This is a genomic window from Spirabiliibacterium falconis, assembly GCF_014885015.1.
Lineage (GTDB): Bacteria > Pseudomonadota > Gammaproteobacteria > Enterobacterales > Pasteurellaceae > Spirabiliibacterium > Spirabiliibacterium falconis.
On record NZ_JABMIJ010000003.1, the window covers coordinates 1 to 17,898 of the forward strand.

The 17,898-nt window shown below is 43.7% G+C and carries 17 protein-coding genes; 7 read left to right on the top strand and 10 right to left on the bottom strand.

From position 1 onward, the window contains the following. The first annotated feature begins 184 nt into the window (after nt 1–184). The 4 genes from HPC40_RS00795 (at nt 185) to proS (ending at nt 5,492) form a co-directional block, all read left to right on the top strand. Nucleotides 185–1,072 (top strand): Slam-dependent surface lipoprotein, encoded by an 888-nt coding sequence (locus HPC40_RS00795; RefSeq protein WP_208117582.1) that lies wholly within the window; start codon nt 185–187, stop codon nt 1,070–1,072. A 58-nt stretch (nt 1,073–1,130) separates the two neighbouring features. Continuing rightward, complete coding sequence (locus HPC40_RS00800; RefSeq protein ID WP_208117583.1) at nt 1,131–2,144, top strand: transferrin-binding protein-like solute binding protein; 1,014 nt, start codon at nt 1,131–1,133, stop codon at nt 2,142–2,144. A 78-nt stretch (nt 2,145–2,222) separates the two neighbouring features. Then, a complete protein-coding gene (locus HPC40_RS00805; RefSeq protein ID WP_208117584.1) occupies nt 2,223–3,680 on the top strand; it encodes a surface lipoprotein assembly modifier in 1,458 nt (485 codons plus the stop codon). An 87-nt stretch (nt 3,681–3,767) separates the two neighbouring features. Further along, nucleotides 3,768–5,492 (top strand): proline--tRNA ligase, encoded by a 1,725-nt coding sequence (gene proS / locus HPC40_RS00810; RefSeq protein WP_208117585.1) that lies wholly within the window; start codon nt 3,768–3,770, stop codon nt 5,490–5,492. 39 nt (nt 5,493–5,531) lie between these two features. On the opposite strand, the gene ygfZ is transcribed toward proS, so the two are convergent. The 10 genes from ygfZ to yrfG all read right to left on the bottom strand — a co-directional run bounded on the left by ygfZ (nt 5,532) and on the right by yrfG (nt 14,873). Beyond that, nucleotides 5,532–6,476, bottom strand: a complete 945-nt coding sequence (gene ygfZ, locus HPC40_RS00815) for a tRNA-modifying protein YgfZ (protein ID WP_208117614.1) — start codon at nt 6,474–6,476, stop codon at nt 5,532–5,534. A 115-nt stretch (nt 6,477–6,591) separates the two neighbouring features. Beyond that, nucleotides 6,592–8,214 (bottom strand): phosphoenolpyruvate carboxykinase (ATP), encoded by a 1,623-nt coding sequence (gene pckA / locus HPC40_RS00820; RefSeq protein ID WP_208117586.1) that lies wholly within the window; start codon nt 8,212–8,214, stop codon nt 6,592–6,594. A gap of 146 nt (nt 8,215–8,360) precedes the next feature. Continuing rightward, on the bottom strand, nt 8,361–9,233 hold the full coding sequence (gene hslO / locus HPC40_RS00825) for an Hsp33 family molecular chaperone HslO (protein ID WP_208117587.1): 873 nt from the start codon (nt 9,231–9,233) through the stop codon (nt 8,361–8,363). A 58-nt stretch (nt 9,234–9,291) separates the two neighbouring features. After that, entirely contained in the window at nt 9,292–9,690 is a 399-nt protein-coding gene (gene hslR / locus HPC40_RS00830; protein WP_208117588.1) for a ribosome-associated heat shock protein Hsp15, read from the bottom strand. A 48-nt stretch (nt 9,691–9,738) separates the two neighbouring features. Continuing rightward, a complete protein-coding gene (phoU, locus tag HPC40_RS00835; protein ID WP_208117589.1) occupies nt 9,739–10,422 on the bottom strand; it encodes a phosphate signaling complex protein PhoU in 684 nt (227 codons plus the stop codon). Nucleotides 10,423–10,435: 13 nt separating this feature from the next. Next, complete coding sequence (pstB, locus tag HPC40_RS00840) at nt 10,436–11,200, bottom strand: phosphate ABC transporter ATP-binding protein PstB (protein WP_208117590.1); 765 nt, start codon at nt 11,198–11,200, stop codon at nt 10,436–10,438. A gap of 10 nt (nt 11,201–11,210) precedes the next feature. Next, nucleotides 11,211–12,068, bottom strand: coding sequence for a phosphate ABC transporter permease PstA (gene pstA, locus HPC40_RS00845; protein ID WP_208117615.1), 858 nt, complete (start codon nt 12,066–12,068; stop codon nt 11,211–11,213). Beyond that, entirely contained in the window at nt 12,068–13,009 is a 942-nt protein-coding gene (gene pstC, locus HPC40_RS00850; RefSeq protein WP_408021812.1) for a phosphate ABC transporter permease PstC, read from the bottom strand. The genes pstA and pstC overlap by 1 nt, the downstream gene beginning before the upstream one ends. A gap of 56 nt (nt 13,010–13,065) precedes the next feature. Beyond that, nucleotides 13,066–14,115, bottom strand: a complete 1,050-nt coding sequence (pstS, locus tag HPC40_RS00855; RefSeq protein ID WP_208117592.1) for a phosphate ABC transporter substrate-binding protein PstS — start codon at nt 14,113–14,115, stop codon at nt 13,066–13,068. 86 nt (nt 14,116–14,201) lie between these two features. After that, a complete protein-coding gene (gene yrfG / locus HPC40_RS00860; RefSeq protein ID WP_208117593.1) occupies nt 14,202–14,873 on the bottom strand; it encodes a GMP/IMP nucleotidase in 672 nt (223 codons plus the stop codon). A gap of 77 nt (nt 14,874–14,950) precedes the next feature. On the opposite strand from yrfG, the gene nudE reads away from it, so the two are divergent. The 3 genes from nudE (at nt 14,951) to zwf (ending at nt 17,898) form a co-directional block, all read left to right on the top strand. Beyond that, on the top strand, nt 14,951–15,514 hold the full coding sequence (gene nudE / locus HPC40_RS00865; RefSeq protein WP_208117594.1) for an ADP compounds hydrolase NudE: 564 nt from the start codon (nt 14,951–14,953) through the stop codon (nt 15,512–15,514). Continuing rightward, nucleotides 15,498–16,313 carry a 3'(2'),5'-bisphosphate nucleotidase CysQ gene (gene cysQ, locus HPC40_RS00870; RefSeq protein WP_208117595.1) on the top strand — a complete coding sequence of 272 codons (816 nt, stop codon included), beginning with the start codon at nt 15,498–15,500 and terminating at the stop codon, nt 16,311–16,313. Before nudE ends, cysQ begins: the two co-directional genes overlap by 17 nt. Before the next feature lie 85 nt (nt 16,314–16,398). Further along, on the top strand, nt 16,399–17,898 hold the full coding sequence (zwf, locus tag HPC40_RS00875; protein WP_208117596.1) for a glucose-6-phosphate dehydrogenase: 1,500 nt from the start codon (nt 16,399–16,401) through the stop codon (nt 17,896–17,898).

The following is a 17,898-nucleotide window of genomic DNA, read 5'->3' on the forward strand; positions in this document are numbered from 1 at the left end:
CCGACCGACCGACCGACCGCATAACTGCGCACTTTTTGCTTACGCAACTTCGTTGCATTTTCCTTTATATAATCCTTTTTACATCACGGCATAGTGTCGCTGGTGATTTTGTTATGCCTTTCACACAACCGAACGGGCAATGTACTCATATACACACATTTTATAATCAACTAGGAGAAAATCTATGTTAGAGAAAAAACGTATCAAACTCAGCTTAACCGCACTTGCTGCTTTGATTTTAACTGCTTGTGGTAGCAGTGGAGGAGACGGTGATAATAGTGCAAACTCGGCTGTGAACAAGGTCGAAAATGCGGCAGAAAAAGTGGAAGATAAAGCGAAAGATGTTGTTAATCAAGTGGACGCAGCCAGTGATAAATATCATGGTGGTAGCGTAACCTTGAATGTTGAAGATGGCAAACCTGCCAATGCGACATATGCTACGGTAAGCTCAAACGATTATGGAAAAATCAAAGTAGATGGCAAAGAAATCACCGTATTAAAACAAGATCAATATCCTGGCATTTCGTCAGGAGGGTGGATGATTTTAAACAATGAGGCTGTATGTTGTGGACGTGGTTTAGATTACGTTAAACTCGGCTATACTGTAAAAGATAACAGCGCAACAGCTTATTTCAATGGTGAATTGACCGCACTTGATGCTATCCCTAAAGCGGGCAAAGTTCAGTATGCTAAATCAGGCTCTGCTATGGTTGGATTATTTGATCTTGATGGCACAAAAGAAAAAGATGCGCTAACAGATCTAAAATTTTCACCTGAAATTACCGCAGATTTTGACAATAAACAACTTACAGGTAGCATTTATGCTATGTCGAACGATAATGTCAGCAAGGAGGTTATTGCACTGAAAGCAGATATTAAGGGAAATCAATTTGCTGGAACGGCTAGCCTCATTAATTTAGACAAAGCAGAACTTGAACATGCTAATGTGCAATCTGAAGCAGACAAAAATGCACAACTTAACGGTGCATTTTACGGACCAAAAGCAGAGAATGTGGCTGGTATCGCCCATAACGAAAAATGGGGTGTAGTATTTGGTGCAACTAAAAAATAGTTGATGATATGTATCATAGTGCGGTTTTGACCGCACTTTTACCTTTAAGGAACATACTATGTTAGAGAAAAAATGGATTAAATTGAGCTTAACTGCACTTGCTGCGTTAGTTTTAACTGCCTGTGGTAGTGGCGGCGGTGATAGCAATGACAGTGTTAATTCTGCTGTGAATAAGGTCGAAGATTCTGCAAAAAAAGTAGAAGATAAGGCGAAAGAAGCAGCTAAACAAGCAGAAGACAACGCTAAAGAAGCTGCGAAAAAAGCTGAAGAAGAGGCTAAACGCGCAGAAGAAAAAGCACGCGAAGAGGCGAAAAAGGCTGAAGAAGCGAAAAAATTAGAAGCGGCAAAAGCAGAGGCTTATGCTAAAAATAGTCTGCATGGAAAAGGATTTACTTATGTAAGTAATTATCAAAATCCAGATGTTAAGAATGTACAGGTTGATTCTAATGACCTTAACTTTATCACTGTCGATGGCGGGAAAATTCTTGAAGTTATTCCTAAAAATGCAGATCCCGTCATTGCAACGGGAGGCTCGGAGCAAGGCGAGGAAATTCCTGGGTGGCGTATGACATCGTTGGCGATGTATTGTTGTAGTGACAAACAAGTTAGTGCTGCGATTATTGGGAAAAGTATTTCGCCTGATCAGCGAATTGTAACGTTCTACAATGGTGCGCCAACAGCGGAAAGCGATATTCCTCAACACGGTGTGGTGAAATATGCCTCTCAATCTGCATCACTATTTTTCGTTCAAGGTGGATTCTTCACTCAAGGCAAAACACACATAGGCGACACGTCAATTGTGGCGGATTTTGATGCAAAAAAAATCTCAGGTTGGACTGCTGCAGGTATGATTGAAGTTGAAGGTAACATTTCAGGCAATAGCGTTAATGGTATGGCAACAGTTAAAGATATTTCAATTGACTCAAGTCTAATCGGTTGGGATTTAAAAACTGACGAAGATAAAACAGCACCACTGAATGCACAATTCTATGGTGAGAACGCACAATCACTCGCAGGCGAAGCCCACAACCAAAAATGGGGTGTGGTGTTTGCGGCTGAAAAGCAAAAATAATAAAATGATAAACATTCTTATTTAACCTGTTACAATAAAGCTATTCGCATGGATAGCTTTATTGATTTAGGGAGTAATATGACGAACAACATAACCAGATTGTCTTTGCCACTGTTAGTTACCGCACTTTGGACTTCAATCCCCGTCTTGGCACAAGAGCAGAATGCAAAACCTGAGCCAAGAAATTTGCCAGAAACACAACTTGATGTGGCAAAACCTGTTGCGCCGCAGAAAAGTCCACACGTTGCTCGTCAAGAGGATGGTAAAACGCTGTCAATGAGTAAAGAAGAACTGGCTCAGCATCCTGATTTAGTGGTGCGTGCGTTGGTGCCAGCGTTGTTGCAAAATAATGCGGAAGGTGTGGATTTGTTATTGCCAATCTACCGCACTTTACCTAAAAATGATCCGCTTTTAATTAAGTGGGGCGAGGCCATTTTAGCGCGAGAGCAAGGGGATTATACTCGTTCCGTTGCACTTTATCGTGAATTGTTTGCACAAAATCCGCAGGTGTTACCTGTGCGTTTTCAAATGGCACAGGTCTTGTTTTTAAATAATGAAAATGATGCCGCAAAAGATCAATTTGAAAAATTACGCAGTGAAAATTTACCCGCTGAGGCAAAAGAGGTCATTGAGCAGTATTTACAGGCATTAAATAAGCGTGATGCGTGGTCGTTTAATGGTGGTTTAAGTTATATACGAGAGCCAAATATCAATAATGCACCTAAAGCGGGTACAACCTTCGAAGAATTTCATGCGTGGGAAAGAGAGGATGCACAGGGGCTAAGTTATAGTTTTGGCATGGATAAAAAATGGTCATTACAAGGGGGGTGGTTTACCAAACTCAGTGGTGATGCCTATGGTAAATATTATTGGGATAACAAAAAATACAACCAAGTTACGGCACGTATTGGTGCAGGTGTCGGCTTTCAAACTGCCCGTAGTGAAATTAGCCTAACGCCATTTTTTGAAAAACGATGGTATGGTGGTGGTTCAAGTGGTGGCGATGCACTGAAACAGTTTTCTAAAACGAGTGGAGCACGCCTTGATGGTAGCTATTGGCTTAGTCCACATTGGCAAATCTCCAGTGCATTAGAATACGGCGAGCAGCGTTATCAAGATCGCAAACACCTTAACGGTAATAATTATTTATGGTCGAACACCCTACTGTATATGCCAAGTGGCAACCAATATTGGATTGTGGGTGCAGATTACAGCCGTGATAACGCACGAGATAAAGACGATGCCTCCGACCGAAAAGGGGTGCGTTTAGGCTGGGGGCAGGAATGGAGCTGGGGGCTTTCAAGTCGTATCATTCTCGGCTATGGTAAGCGTGAATACAAAGCACCCGCACGGTTTTTGACAGTGCCACAAAAAGATGACGAGTATAGTGTGAATGTCAGCCTTTGGCATCGCAGCGTACACGTTTGGGGCATAACACCACGTATTACGTGGAGTTATCAAAACGTGAAAAGCAACCACCCATTCTACACGTATGACAAAAGTCGCATTTTTCTTGAGCTAAGCAAGCGTTTTTAATGGAAAGTGCGGTTGTGTGGATTTTTATACCAACTGACCGCACTTTGGTGCTAAAATAATGCCATTTTTTATCATCGGAACGAATTTATGCGAACAAGCAATTATTTATTATCAACCTTAAAAGAAACGCCAAATGATGCAGAAATTGTCAGCATTCAATTAATGTTGCGTGCGGGTATGGTGCGCAAACTTGCTGCGGGGCTTTACACATGGTTGCCAACGGGGCTACGCGTGTTACAAAAAGCTGAGCGAGTGGTGCGAGAAGAAATGAACAAAAGTGGTGCGATTGAGGTATCGATGCCCGTGGTGCAACCTGCGGATTTATGGCAAGAGTCTGGTCGCTGGGAACAATACGGACCAGAGCTTTTGCGTATAAAAGATCGTGGCGAGCGTGATTTTGTGCTTGGACCAACCCACGAAGAGGTAATCACTGATTTGGCACGTCGTGAATTGACCTCATATAAACAATTACCGATCAACTTGTATCAAATTCAAACCAAGTTTCGTGACGAAGTGCGCCCACGTTTTGGGGTGATGCGTTCGCGTGAGTTTTTAATGAAAGACGCTTATTCGTTCCACATCAGCAAAGAAAGTCTGCAAGAAACGTACGATGTGATGTATCAAACATATTGCAATATTTTCAATCGGTTGGGTTTAGATTTTCGTCCCGTACAGGCAGATACAGGTTCAATTGGTGGCAGTGCCTCTCATGAGTTTCAGGTGCTGGCAGCCAGTGGCGAAGATGATATTGTATTTTCAACTGAGTCAGATTATGCCGCAAATATTGAACTGGCTGAAGCCCTTGCGCTGGGCGAACGTTCCGCACCAAGCGAAACGATGCGTCTTGTTGATACGCCAGAGGCGAAAACCATTGCACAATTGGTAGAGCAGTTTAATTTACCGATTGAGAAAACGGTAAAAACATTAATTGTGCGTGGACAAGTCGATGAAAATGGCAAGTGCGGTTTAGTCGCCTTAATGGTGCGTGGTGATCATGAACTCAACGAAGTGAAAGTAGAAAAATTGCCGCAAGTTGGCTCGCCACTTACATTTGCTGATGAGGCAGAGATTAAAGCGGCGATTGGTGCGGGTGTGGGTTCACTTGGGCCTGTGGAGTTACCTTTACCACTGATCATTGACCGCAGTGTTGCGAACTTGAGTGATTTTGCCGCAGGTGCGAATATCGATGGCAAACACTATTTCGGCATTAATTGGGAGCGTGATTTACCGCTGCCTGAAGTCGCGGATTTGCGTAATGTGGTAGAAGGCGATCCAAGCCCGTGTGGTCAAGGCACGTTGCAAATTAAACGTGGTATTGAAGTTGGGCATATTTTCCAATTAGGTGAAAAATATTCGCAAGCGATGAATGCCACTGTACAAGGCGAAGATGGTCGCCCACAAACGATGGTGATGGGGTGTTACGGCATTGGGGTGAGTCGTGTAGTGGCGGCGGCGATTGAGCAAAATCATGATGAGCGTGGCATTATTTGGACAGATGCCCTTGCCCCATTCCAAGTGGCCATTGTGCCAATGAATATGCACAAATCTCCTGCCGTACAGGCGTATGCGGAAGAACTTTACCGCACTTTAATAGCGCAAGGCGTGGAGGTGTTATTTGATGATCGCAAAGAGCGGCCGGGTGTGATGTTTGCTGATATGGAGTTAATCGGCATTCCACATATGATCGTAATCGGCGAGAAAAATCTCAATAACGGCGAGATTGAATATAAAAATCGCCGCACGGGTGAAAAAGTTATGATAGCAAAAGATGAACTACTCAAGTTTATTCAACGTGCGGTCAAATTATCATAGTGTCAGCATACAAAAGCCCCTATTTTTAGGGGCTTTTTATTACTTATCATCCACATTATAAGGCAATGGAAGCAACGAATAGGGGAGATCATCAACGCGAAATTTGGCATTCAGCGGCGTGTCTTTCGCCAGCACAACTTGGAGATATTGTGTATCATTATGCGTTGATAGGTTGAGAATATGTCCAGTTTTGCGCCAATGCTGTGCTAATTCAATTTCCACACTGTCACCAATGTGTGCGTTGCATTTTCCATGACCCATTAGGGTAAATAGTGCACGCTTATTTGCGCCACGGTATTTGGCACGCGCAATGGTTTCCTGCCCGATGTAACAGCCTTTTTGAAACGAGATGGCGCGCCCTAGATGTTGTAGATTTAAGGCTTGAGGGATAAATTCATTTTGGCTTTCAGCGGTGAGTACAGGTATTCCATCTTGCATATCCAGCACATCCCAAATATGTTCATCATGAGTATAGGCTGTATGTGGTTGCCAGGTGGCGGGGGCAAGCAAAATAAAACGCGGTTGCTCACTGGCAAGCAAGCACGCCATGAATTCATCTGTTTGAGTTAATGGCGTTTCACTATTGGGGGCAGTTATAAATTGGGAGATGAACGCATGTGCATTGCCACCCGCCGCACCAATGATTTTACGGTTACAAGGTTCAAACCGCACTTTCGAAAATACTGCATATTTTTTGAGTTGATCCAGTGCTGATGGCAATAAATGGTTGCGTATGAGCAAGTAAAAATGTTGTTCTGAGCATTTAATGAGATAAAAAATAGACCAAACCTTGCCTTTGGGATCACAATGGGCGCATAGCGTATTTTCGCCTATGGCGAGTTTATTGACATCACAAGTGAGTTGCCCTTGCAAAAATTTTTGTGCATCTTCGCCTGTAATTTCAATCAGTTGGAATTGCGGTAGCGGACAAATAATGAGTGGATATTGTGTGCTGAGTTGAGCATAAGTGCAAAGTGCGGTCATAAAACCCTCGATAACAAACACAAATAATAATGCGTAAGATTGTACACGTTCATTTTTCAGGGCGCAAAAAAAACCGCACTTTTAATGATAAAGTGCGGTTGTCTGACCTTAGCAATTATTTTTTCGGCCCTGCGCTGACTAATGCTTTGCCTGCATCATTGCCAGTGTATTTCGCGAAGTTTTTCACGAAGCGATCGGCTAAATCTTCAGCACGTTTGGTCCATTCTGCTTTGTCAGCGTAGGTATCACGCGGATCTAAAATTGCAGGATCAACACCTGGAAGTGCGGTTGGCACTTTAAAGTCAAAGATTGGAATATCTTTGGTTGGTGCTTTATCAATTGAACCATCTAAAATGGCATCAATGATACCGCGGGTATCTTTAATTGAAATACGTTTGCCACTACCATTCCAACCTGTGTTCACAAGGTAGGCTTTTGCACCAGTGGCTTCCATTTTTTTCACTAATTCTTCCGCATACTTGGTTGGATGCAAACTTAAGAATGCCGCACCGAAACATGCTGAGAAGGTTGGCGTTGGCTCGGTTACGCCACGTTCTGTTCCCGCTAATTTCGCGGTAAAACCAGAGAGGAAGTAATATTTTGTTTGTTCTGGTGTCAAAATGGATACAGGTGGCAACACGCCGAATGCGTCGGCAGATAGGAAGATCACTTTGTTTGCATGCCCTGCTTTAGAAACTGGTTTGACAATATTTTCAATGTGATAGATAGGGTAAGATACACGGGTATTTTCAGTTACACTCTTATCCGTGAAGTCAATTTTGCCATTGGCATCAACGGTAACGTTTTCAAGCAATGCGTCGCGTTTGATGGCGTTGTAAATGTCTGGCTCGTTTTCTTTAGACAAGTTGATAACTTTCGCATAGCACCCGCCTTCAAAGTTGAAGATGCCGTCGTCGTCCCAGCCGTGTTCATCGTCACCGATTAATAAGCGTTTTGGATCGGTGGAAAGGGTAGTTTTACCTGTACCTGATAAACCGAAGAAAATAGCCGTTTCTTTACCGTCTTTGCTGGTGTTAGCTGAGCAGTGCATTGATGCCATGCCGTTGAGTGGAAGAAGGTAGTTCATATAAGAGAACATCCCTTTTTTCATTTCGCCGCCGTACCATGTGTTTAAGATCACTTGCACTTTTTCGGTGAGGTTGAATACCACAGCAGTTTCAGAGTTCAAACCAAGCTCTTTGTAGTTGGTTACTTTGGCTTTTGAGGCGTTCATAATCACAAAATCAGGCTCACCGAAGTTTGCTAATTCTTCTTTGGTTGGGCGAATGAACATATTGGTCACAAAGTGCGCTTGCCATGCTACTTCCATCACAAAACGCAATTTCAATCGTGTGCTTTCATTGGCTCCACAGAATGCGTCAACCACGAATAAACGTTTACCGCTTAATTCTTCGGTAGCCAGTTTTTTCACTTCTTTCCATGTATCGACACTAACAGGTTTATTGTCGTTTTTATATTCTTCAGATGTCCACCAAATGGTATTTTCGGTGGTTTCATCTTTCACGAAAAATTTATCTTTCGGTGAGCGACCTGTGTATTCGCCAGTCATCACGTTAACCGCACCAAGCTCAGTCACTTGCCCTTTTTCAAAGCCTTGCAAGCTGTCTTTGGTTTCTTCGGCAAAAAGTTGATCATAACTTGGGTTGTAAACCACTTCTTTAACGTCGTGAATACCCAATTTCGCTAAGTCTTGAATGACTTGTTCTACACTGCTCATAATTACCTCGTTAGTTGAAGATTAAATACCAAATAATAGGGATATTTTACGGTAAAATTTTGTTCAAAACTGTTAGCTAGATCAAAGTATGGGAAGTTGACAGGGAATTTTTATAAAAATAAAACCCTGCGTAAAGCAGGGTTTTGTTAGTGCTGCTGTTTGAGATGCGTAATGTTGTCTTTATTGAAATAATAGTGTGTGCCACAGCATTCACAACGCATATCAATGGTACCATTGTGTTGTGCTAAAATGTCGTCAATCTCGTCATCGCTAAGCAGTAATAGTGCCCCTGCTGAGCGTTCTTGGGAGCAACCACAGTGGAAGCTCACCGCACTTTTCGGAAAAAGTTCGACCGTTTCTTCGTGGTAGAGGCGATAAAGCATCTCTTGTGCGCTCAAACTGAAAAGTTCGTCTGCTTTAGCGGTTTCCATTAATACGTGCAAGTGCTGCAAATCATCGTGTGTACCCGTGCCGTCGGGCATGATTTGTAATAACATTCCCGCAGCCACAGGATTGCCGTCGTACTCGCCTGTTTTAATGCAAAGAGCGGTTTGAAGCTGTTCTGAACGCGCAAAGTAGTCTTGTAAGCACTCACTAATGGTGGGTTTGCTCAACTCGACAATGCCTTGATAACGCTCTCCGTGCGTTGGATTGATAGCAATCAACAATACAGCATTACCTACCATCTCTTGCAGGCTTGCCTTGTCAGGAATATCACCGTCACAGCGGGCGAGTGCGCGTAATTGCAAATGATGATTACCGTTAATGAGTGCCAATTTTAGTGCACCGTCGCCGCGAATTTGCACTGTAATATCGCCTTCAAATTTCAAGGTAGCGGTTAAAAGTGCGGTTGCGACCATCATTTCCCCTAGCAGATTGCGTACGGCGGCAGGGTAATCGTGGGTGTTGAGTGTGTCTATAAAAGCGCGGTTAAGACGCACCCATTCGCCACGCACCGCACGATCTTGAAATAAAAAACGGTATAAACTGTCGTTATCTTGTGTGTCAATACTTGTCATAATTTGCCTTTATTGTGTGTTTACCTTCAATATGGTGGCATTGTGCGAATTTGCAAGGTTAATCTTGATATTTAAATTTGAGTAAATCGCGCCGTTCTTTTTTGTTGGGTCGACGTTCTGGATTCGGCATCGACAGGGCATTCGCTTTGCGTGCCAGCGCGATGGTTTCACGCTTTTTGATGCTTTGATCTGTTTCTTGATAAAGGGTTTGAGCTGTTTGGCTGTTGCCGCGTTTATCGCTTAAGGCAAGCACGATCACCTCTTTCTCATCGTTGCCTTGGCGTAATTTGAGTGTAGCTCCAATCTCAACTGTTTTGCTGGGTTTGCTGCGTTGCCCATTATAATGTACTTTGCCGCCATCGATCATCTCACGAGCAAGGCTACGCGTTTTGTAAAAACGTGCAGCCCATAGCCATTTATCTAGCCGAATGCTGGGCGTTTGATCTGTTGTATGCATAATGTCTCCTATGAAGACAGTATGATACCGCACTTTGCCCTTTTTTGACTAGGTTTGGATGTCGTTGTGGCGAGGGAAATACCCCTTGAGGTAGTAGTAGATAAACTCACAAATATTTTGGCAGCGGTCACCAATTCGCTCAAGGGCGCGTGCACATAATAAAGCGGGAATAAAGCGTTCGAGCTCATCGGGTTGTTGACGCATTAATGCCGTGATGTCAGCCATAAGCTGTTTATAGTGTTGATCAATATGTTGATCGTGTTGGTAAACTTCCATGGCATAATTGAGATCCATGTCACTTAGGGCATTAAGGCTGTTATGTAGCATCGTTATTGCATGCTGTGCCAGTTGTTGCATTTTGTCCAACAGAATGTGTTCTTGAATGATGTCGTGATGCAAAACAGTGTGGCAGAGCTTATCAACCGTATCGCCAATGCGTTCGAGCTCAGAAGCCGTTTTTAGCACGGTAATAATAAAACGTAAGTCTTGAGCCACAGGCTGTCGGCGGGCGATAAGGGTTACGCAGGCTTCATCAATGGCAATTTCCATCGCATTAACGTGTTTATCGCCTTTAATCACCTGTTCGGCGCGAAGGGTTTCATCACCTTGAATTACACGCATGGCATGATTCAGTTGCTGTTCAACCAATGACCCCATGGTTAATAGCAGAGAAAATAAGTGTTGCATATCCCGATCAAATTGATCGCTCGTGTGCTTTTTTTGCACTAACATAACGTCTCCTTTTTTATCCAAAGCGTCCAGTGATATAGTCAGCGGTGCGTTGATCTTGCGGGTGATTAAAAATGGCATCTGTTTCGCCGAACTCAATAACATCGCCGAGATACATAAAACAGGTGTAATCAGAGCAGCGAGCCGCTTGTTGCATATTGTGCGTGACGATCACCACGCTGTATTCTTCTTTTAACTCAAAAATAAGATTTTCAATCAGCCCTGTTGAGATAGGGTCAAGCGCAGAACAAGGCTCATCAAGTAAGAGGACCTGTGGTTTAACGGCTATTCCACGTGCAATACATAAGCGTTGTTGCTGCCCACCAGAGAGACTATAACCGCTCTTGTGTAATTTATCTTTGGTCTCGTTCCAAAGTGCGGCTTTGGTTAAAGCCCACTCTACTCGTTCGTCCATTTCAGGTTTGCTTAATTTTTCAAATAAGCGTACTCCAAAGGCGATGTTGTCGTAAATTGACATTGGAAAGGGCGTTGGTTTTTGAAAAACCATACCCACATTGGCACGTAATGCAGAAATATCTTGTGTACTGGTAACAATATCTTCGCCATTGAGTAAAATTTGCCCTTCTACACGTTGCTCAGGGTACAGCGCATACATCTTATTGAAGGTGCGTAATAACGTGGATTTGCCGCAACCCGACGGGCCAATAAATGCCGTCACTTTTTGTTTGGCGATCTCTAAATTGATATTTTTCAATGCTTTAAAATCGTTGTAATAAAAATCAAGATTTTTTACTTGAATAATTGGGGATAGTGAATTCATGGTATCTCCGTTATGATTTGCGCCCTTTACTGATAATAACGCGTGCAATGATGTTAAGTAGTAATACAGTAAATGTAATCATTAATACGCCAACCCATGCCAATGCTTGCCAATTTTCAAATGGACTGAGTGCAAATTTAAAAATGGTGACGGGTAAACTTGCCATAGGTTGGCTTAAATCAGTACTGGTAAATTGATTGGAAAGTGCGGTAAACAGCAATGGTGCAGTTTCGCCTGAAATACGAGCAATTCCAAGTAAAATACCTGTTGCCACACCTGCTGTTGATGACTTTAATGTAATGGTTAAAATCAATTTCCATTTCGGCGTGCCGAGCGCGTAAGCAGACTCACGCAGTGTATTTGGGACGAGGTTGAGCATATTTTCGGTGGTGCGAATGACAATGGGCATTTGTAATAGTGCTAATGCCAGTGCACCAGCCCAGCCAGAAAAGTTCCCCATCGGTGCAACAAGCAAGGCGTACACAAAAAGCCCAATGACGATAGACGGTGCAGAAAGTAGTACATCATTGATGAAGCGCATCACCCCCGCCATTTTTGAATGCCGCCCATACTCGGCAAGAAAAATGCCGACCAAAATGCCCAGCGGTGTGCCTAATAATGTCGCAACGCCTACCATTATTACACTACCGATAATGGCATTAGATAACCCACCTTCTCCACTCGGTGGCGGTGTCATTTCCGTGAATACTGTCCACGAAAGTCCACTGAATCCATATTGCACAATGGTAATAAGAATCCAAATAAGCCAAATTAAACCAAACGCTAAGGCAAAAAGTGCGGTTGTAAGGGCCATTGCATTTTTCAGTCGGCGTTTGCGTTGTAAGGTTTGGCGAATGGTGTGATGCATCATTGCAACCCCTCCTTTTTCGCGATGGCACGCACTAATAACTTGGAGAGTACAAGAACGATGAAGGTAATGAAAAATAAAATCAGCCCTAATTCCATAAGTGCGGCGATATGCAACGTGGAATCGGCTTCTGCAAATTCGTTGGCAATGGCGGAGGTGATCGTTGAGCTTGGTGTAAACAGGGAGGCAGATGTTAGCCGATAGGAATTGCCAATGACAAACGTAATGGCCATTGTTTCGCCTAATGCACGCCCTAATCCCAGCATAATACCGCCGACAACACCTGATTTGGTAAACGGCAGAATGATTTTCCACATCACTTCCCATTTGGTACAACCCATACCGTAGGCAGATTCTTTCAGGAGAGCAGGTGTTTGTTCAAACACATCTCGCATCACAGAAGCAATATAGGGAATAATCATAATGGCGAGTACAATGCCGGCTGCGAGTAATCCAATACCAAAGTGCGGTCCGCTAAAGAGCACGCCAATAATCGGCAAATCACCGAGTAAGTTGCCAACGGGCATTTGAAAATAATCAGCAAACAAGGGGCAGAAAATGAAAAATCCCCACATGCCATAGACAATACTTGGAATGCCTGCCAATAATTCAATTGCCGTACCCAGTGGACGGCGTAGCCAGATAGGAGAGATTTCCGTTAAAAAAAAGGCGATGCCGAAACTCACAGGCACAGCAATAAGTAATGCAATGAGTGAGGTGATCAGTGTGCCATAAATTGGCACTAATGCGCCAAAGGTTTCCCGTGCAGGGCTCCATGTTTTCTCCCAAAGGAAAGACAGCCCATATTTTTCTAAAGTTGGCATGGCATCTTTAATCAGAAAAACGATAATGCCTAAAAATAAAACTAAAGTAAATACGGTGGCACTTTTGACCAGCAACGCAAACAGAGCATCTTGTCGGACGAAATTTGCTTTAGACATACTCACCATCCTTGAGGTGCATAGAGCCCTTGCCTGTTGCAAGGGCTATTATTCAATTAATATAGGCTCTTGCCTTGGTTATCTTGAAGGTTTGTTTTCCACGCGTGTTGTATGGTTTGCACTACAGAAGGTGGCAAAGGCGCATAATCCAGAGCGGTAGTTTGTGCATGTGCTTCAGTTAAGCCCCAGTTGAAGAAGTTGAGTACGGCTTTGGTTTTGTTTGTATCTTGTGCAGTTTTATCCACCAAAATAAAGGTTGTTGCACTGATTGGCCACGCATTTTTGCCTTTTTGATTGGTAAGATCTTGTGCAAAAGTGCGGTCCCAATCTGCACCTGCAGCCGCATTTGAAAAACTTTCTGCACTTGGGCTGACAATCTCGCCATCAGCGGAGATAAGTTTAACAAATGGTAATTTATTTTGTTTAGCGTAGGCGTATTCTACATAGCCGATAGAGCCTTTTTGCCGTTGAATCGTAGCAGAGATGCCTTCATTGCCTTTTGCACCCGCAGAATACCCTTTTTCGGGTTCTGGGAAGGATTTGGTCACGCTATCTTTCCACGCTTCATTGACTTTGGCGAGATAGCTGGTAAATACATACGATGTGCCAGAACCATCAGAGCGGAATACTACCTGAATATCTTGTGAGGGTAACTGTAATGATGGGTTGAGTTTGGCAATGGCAGGATCATTCCATTTGGTAATATTGCCTAAGTAAATATCACCAAGGGTTTTGCCATCTAAAATTAATTCGCCTGATTTTATCCCTGGCACATTCACGGCGAGCACTACGCCACCAATCACGGTTGGAAATTGGAATAAGCCCGCTTTTGCCAGTTCATCATCGGACAAAGGCGCATCTGATGCACCGAAATCGACCGTTTTCGCCTTAATTTGTTTAACACCGCCAGACGAGCCAATACTTTGATAGTTTACTTTCGTATTGGTGGCTTTTTGATAGTCTGTTGCCCATTGGCTGTAAATCGGGGCTGGGAATGATGCGCCTGCCCCTGTAATATCTTGGGCGAGAGCAGGGAAAGTAACACCTAATGTGGTTAATCCTAATGTGATGAGGTTTCGGCGAATGATATGGTATTGTCGTTGCATAGTATTCTCCTTTACTGAATATGCTTCGTGGTCGTTGAGCATTGTAACGGAGAAATATGACAGAATTATGACAACGAAAATTTACCTTATTCGGTACTATGATCTAATAATTGAGCAAAATCAGAAATGCTGTCGTGTTGATCAAACGTTTTTGCGTCGGATAGGGAGTTGGGCGTTTCGATGCCAAGGGTGAATTTCACGCCATTATTACGCGCACAGTCGAGAACAGGCTGCATATCATCTAGTAATAAAGTGCGGTCAGGGTTGATATGATACTCTGCGAATATGGCTTGCCAAAGTGCGTCGGTCATTTTAGGGTGCTGAAATTGATGCGACGATAAAATATGATGAAAATAGGGTTCAAGATCGCAACGGGCCAGTTTTTCTTGCAGGCTATATGGGTGTGAATCTGTGAGCAATATCAACTGTTTTCCTGCGGTTTGCAACGTGCGCAGTAATGTCTCGGCATTTGACCGCACTTTGAGGTTTTTAGCGTGCAGATGCAACATCGTGCGGATAGGTAATTGCAGGGTGTCTGCCCAATAATCCACGTCATACCACTGCATAGAATGTTCAATGCGACTGTAATGTTCGTTCAGCAGAGCTTGGCTGGCTGCATCAGGAACAGCGTGAGTTGCGCTATAAGTCGTTGGTACAATCTCTTTCCAAAATTGGTAATCCAATGCCAGATCAATTAATGTGCCATCTAAGTCGAAAATCACGGTATCAATCTGCGCCCAATCATATTTTTTCAGCATAGGAATGCGTCTCTTTATTGTTTTTATTGCCTGCTATGGTATCGTTATACAAGCACTTTGTAAAATAAGGGGGCATTGTGGACACATACGCAAAACCAACTATTCTTGCCATTCGTGAATTAGCGAAAACGCGCTTGTTTTGTGTGCAAGCGGTGGAGCTACGCTTTGCTAATGGGGCACAAGCCACCTATGAACGCTTGCGTCCAAGCGTGCGGGGGGCGGTAACCGTGCTGGCGATGGATGGTGATGATTTACTGTTAGTTAATGAATATTCCGTAGGCAGTGAGCGTTATGAGTTGGGTTTTGTGAAAGGGCGGATTGATGAAGGCGAAACACCCGAGCAAAGTGCGGTGCGTGAGTTGCAAGAAGAGATTGGGCTGAAGCCTGCTAAAGTGCGGTTTTTGCGTACGTTAAGCACTAATCCAGGTTATATGCATAGCCCGATGCACCTGTTTTTAGCATGGGATTTAAGCCCATCTAAGCTAGACGGTGATGAGCCCCAGCCACTGGAACTTGTGCGTTATCCGCTGGCGAAGATTGATGAATTGATTGCTAACCCAGATTTTAACGAAGCTCGTAATTTGACCGCACTTTATATGTTGCGTGATTATTTAAGGGGGAATGATGTTGCACTTAAATGATCACTTATTATCAAACGTGTTATCAATTGCCAAGCAGGCTGGGGCAAAATTATTGGCGTTTTATCAGCAAAATTTGCCAGAGCAACGTAAATCGGATAACACGCCTGTGACTGCCGCTGATTTAGCGGTGAGTGATTTTTTATGCACCGCACTTTCGCATCTCACGCCGCATGTGCCAGTGTTATCGGAGGAAAATTGCGATATTCCGTTTGCTGAACGCACGGGCTGGACGCAATATTGGTTAGTTGATCCACTGGACGGTACGCAGCAATTTCTGGATAAAACGGAGCAGTTTTCGGTATTAATTGCACTTGTGCAACACAATCAACCTTGCCTTGGCGTTGTTTATTCGCCCGTGAGTGATAATTTGGTTTACGCTATGCGAGGACATGGGGCGTATTGCTTGAAAGAGAATAAATTGACCGCACTTTCATCGCAGCCATTACGTGCAGGGCAAAAAGTGCGGTTGGTGATAGGGCATACCAGCAAGGTGGCGTGCTTGCAGCCCTTTTTGCAACCAGATGCTAATATTGAAATTCAGCGTTGCGGCTCCAGCGGAATTAAAGGTGTGATGGTTGCAACAGGCGAAAGTGATTGCTATTTGCGAGTTGGTAAAACGGGGGAATGGGATACCGCTGCATTAGAGTGTATTTTGCATGAAATGGGCGGTGATATTTGTGATCTACATGGGCGCAAGTTGACCTATAATCAGCGGGAAAGCCTGATTAATCCCAATTTCGTAATGCGTTGTGCTGCACAAAGTGATTGGCATGCTGTGCTACGTTTTGTGACCGATTAAACTAATAGGCAAGAAAGCATTGACACTTTTGCGTGATATTTTTTAGACTGCAAACGAGTATGAATAACAAAAACGGATAATAACAATGAAAAAACCTGAAAACAGCACCATTGTGATTTTTGGTGCCTCTGGTGATTTAACTCACCGTAAACTGATCCCCGCCCTTTATGATCTGTATAAAAGTGGTCGCCTGTCGGACGATTTTGCCATTTTGGGGGTGAGTCGCACCCACTATAGCGATCAAGCATTTCGTGATAAATTAAAGGGCTTATTAATGGAGCGTAAGCAGTGCAGCGAGCAAGAGGCTGATGCCTATTTTGCCCATGTGTATTACGAACCGATTGATACAGCCAACGCGGCAGAGTACGAAAAAGTTAAAGTGCGGTTACAAGAACTCGAAAAAACGCACAACACAGGCGGCAATACATTATTTTATCTTTCAACGCCACCGAGTTTGTATCCAGTGATTCCAACGTGTTTGGCGGAGCAAGGGCTAAACACTCAAGCGCATGGTTGGAAGCGTTTAGTGGTGGAAAAACCATTTGGCTATGATCTTGAATCGGCGATTGCGTTAGACGAAAGCCTACATCAACATTTTGACGAATCGCAGATTTACCGCATTGATCACTACTTAGGCAAAGAAACGGTGCAAAATATTTTGGTGCTGCGTTTTTCCAATGGTTTATTCGAACCGTTGTGGAATCGTAACTATATTGACTATGTGGAGATCACGGGAGCAGAAGCGATAGGGGTTGAAGATCGTGGCGGCTACTATGATGGCGCAGGTGCTATGCGTGATATGTTCCAAAACCATCTCTTACAAGTGCTGGCGTTAATCGCCATGGAAAGCCCCGCGATTATTGATGCAGAATCCATGCGTAATGAGGTGGAAAAAGTATTACAAAGCCTCCATCCATTGGGCAAAGATGACTTAGAGAAAAATTTAGTGCTGGGGCAATATACTAGGGCGAAAGTGCGTGGTGAATATCAAAAAGGGTATCGAGAAGAAAAAGGCGTAGCCGAAGATTCCCGCACAGAAACCTACATGGCATTGAAATTGAAAATCGACAACTGGCGTTGGAGTGGCGTGCCATTTTATGTTCGCACTGGCAAACGTTTGCCAACACGGGTTACTGAAATTGTGATTCACTTTAAGAAAACACCACACCCTGTCTTTAGCCAAACGGCACCAGAAAACAAATTGATCATTCGCATTCAACCGAATGAAGGCATTGTGATGAAATTTGGCCTAAAAGAGCCAGGAGCAGGCTTTAACGCGAAACAAGTGGCAATGGATTTTCACTATGAAGATTTAGCTGATGCTGATATTATCGGACCATATGAACGTTTGTTATTAGATGCTTTGCAGGGCGATGCCACGCTATTTGCACGCAGTGATGCGGTACGTTCATGCTGGAAATTTGTGCAGCCGATTTTAGACTACAAAGCAGGCAACCCGAAACTTTATGGTTATGCCTGCGGTACTTGGGGGCCCAAAGAGGCGGATGAAATGATGGAAAATAAAGGGCGAAGCTGGCGTTTTCCATGTAAAAATCTAACAGATACGGAATATTGTGAGTTATAA